This is a genomic window from Providencia heimbachae ATCC 35613, assembly GCF_001655055.1.
GTDB lineage: Bacteria > Pseudomonadota > Gammaproteobacteria > Enterobacterales > Enterobacteriaceae > Providencia > Providencia heimbachae.
In genome coordinates, this window is record NZ_LXEW01000060.1 from 1 (window position 1) to 1,280 (window position 1,280).

Annotated in this window: 3 protein-coding genes and 1 pseudogene; all 4 read left to right on the forward strand. The window is 35.3% G+C overall.

The window, feature by feature from the left end; genetic code table 11:
- A pseudogene (locus tag M998_RS19700) lies at positions 1-364 on the forward strand (replication initiation factor domain-containing protein); the annotation flags it as partial.
- Positions 365-490: 126 nt separating this feature from the next.
- Entirely contained in the window at positions 491-652 is a 162-nt protein-coding gene (locus M998_RS19860; protein ID WP_248846452.1) for a single-stranded DNA-binding protein, read from the forward strand.
- Positions 653-660: 8 nt separating this feature from the next.
- The gene (locus tag M998_RS20140) at positions 661-891 is read left to right on the forward strand and encodes a hypothetical protein (protein WP_145980643.1); all 231 of its coding nucleotides are present in this window, start codon (positions 661-663) and stop codon (positions 889-891) included.
- Between the two features lie 9 nt (positions 892-900).
- Complete coding sequence (locus tag M998_RS19095; RefSeq protein ID WP_068910368.1) at positions 901-1,140, forward strand: hypothetical protein; 240 nt, start codon at positions 901-903, stop codon at positions 1,138-1,140.
- Positions 1,141-1,280 lie beyond the last annotated feature (140 nt).

The following is a 1,280-nucleotide window of genomic DNA, read 5'->3' on the forward strand; positions in this document are numbered from 1 at the left end:
TTGGTATCGCTCAGAAGTTGAATTAAAAAAAATATCGATTGATGTATTGCTCGACCTTGCTGGGATTTATGTGGGGTTATGTCCCTATGCGGCTCAAATCAATCCGTGTAAAGGAAACCGATTACCAAAATCAATGATGCGAAAAGCGATTGACTCTATAGAAGCAAACGTACAATGGCTACGTAAACAAGCCTCGGCAACGCTAGCAAAAGTCTTTCATTATTATGAAGGGGATGCATTATCCATTTTATCCATAATTATTCGTGAAGAACATATTAGCGATTTAAAATTACGATTTGATATACCACCAATATATCAAAGATTAATCAATGAGAAGTTACAAACAAATTTATGTCCTTTTTAAATAAGGTTTTATTTATGATTAAAATTGAAATTAACGACATTGACGGTAAAGTCAATAATAAACAGGTTATCTCAAAATCAACGGGGGAAGTTTTAACGTTTCGAGAGCAAGTGGCATATATTTATAATGGCGGTGTATACCCTGGAAAAGTTTATTATCCAACTCGACAAAGATGCATCACCTTATGCAGCGGGTTTTTATACTTTAGATGATAGCTCATTTACTGTAGGGGATTTTGGTTCATTAAAGATTAAATCAATTAAACTTATCCCTATCAGTAATAAATAAAATTCATTATGTCAGAACAGTCGAATAACAATTCGGTAATAGGAACGCTTTGCTCTGAATCAGGAAAAGAGTGTCAAACTATTAACCTTACGATTAATTCAACGGTTCAAGAGTCAATGCCACATATTGATTACATTATTGCTTCTCAATATTGGGGGTTGGCTTTTACTACTGTCATTTCTCTTTATTTATTTTCATTGGGAATTGGCACAATTATTAAATTTGTTAAACATGCTTAAAGGATAATTATGAAAGGTAACAAAATAAACAAAATTAAATTAGGGTTGGCACTATTAGCTTCTTTATCATCAGGGGCGACGTTAGCGGCAGGTGAATCGGGTTCTGGTGTTGATTTATCTTCGTTAACTAATTCGATTGATTTTGGTTCAGTACTCATTGGAATTATGGCGGTAGCGTCATCTATTGTTGTGCTTTATGCCGGTTCCGCCGGTGCACGTTGGATCTTACGAATGGTGAAAACGGCGTGATTTCTTACTAAAAGGATAGGGAGTTTAGCCACTCCCTAATTACTTATGATGACAGAACTGTGGTACTTAGTCATATTCATTTGGGGATTATTATGCGCGTGGGCAGTCATACTCGGTTTAAGGGGCTAATGCTCATTTTT

Coding starts and splice junctions, on each gene's coding strand:
- M998_RS19860 (WP_248846452.1), top strand. CDS start 491: ATGGCGGTGTATACCCTGGAAAAGTTTATTATCCAACTCGACAAAGAT.
- M998_RS20140 (WP_145980643.1), top strand. CDS start 661: ATGTCAGAACAGTCGAATAACAATTCGGTAATAGGAACGCTTTGCTCT.
- M998_RS19095 (WP_068910368.1), top strand. CDS start 901: ATGAAAGGTAACAAAATAAACAAAATTAAATTAGGGTTGGCACTATTA.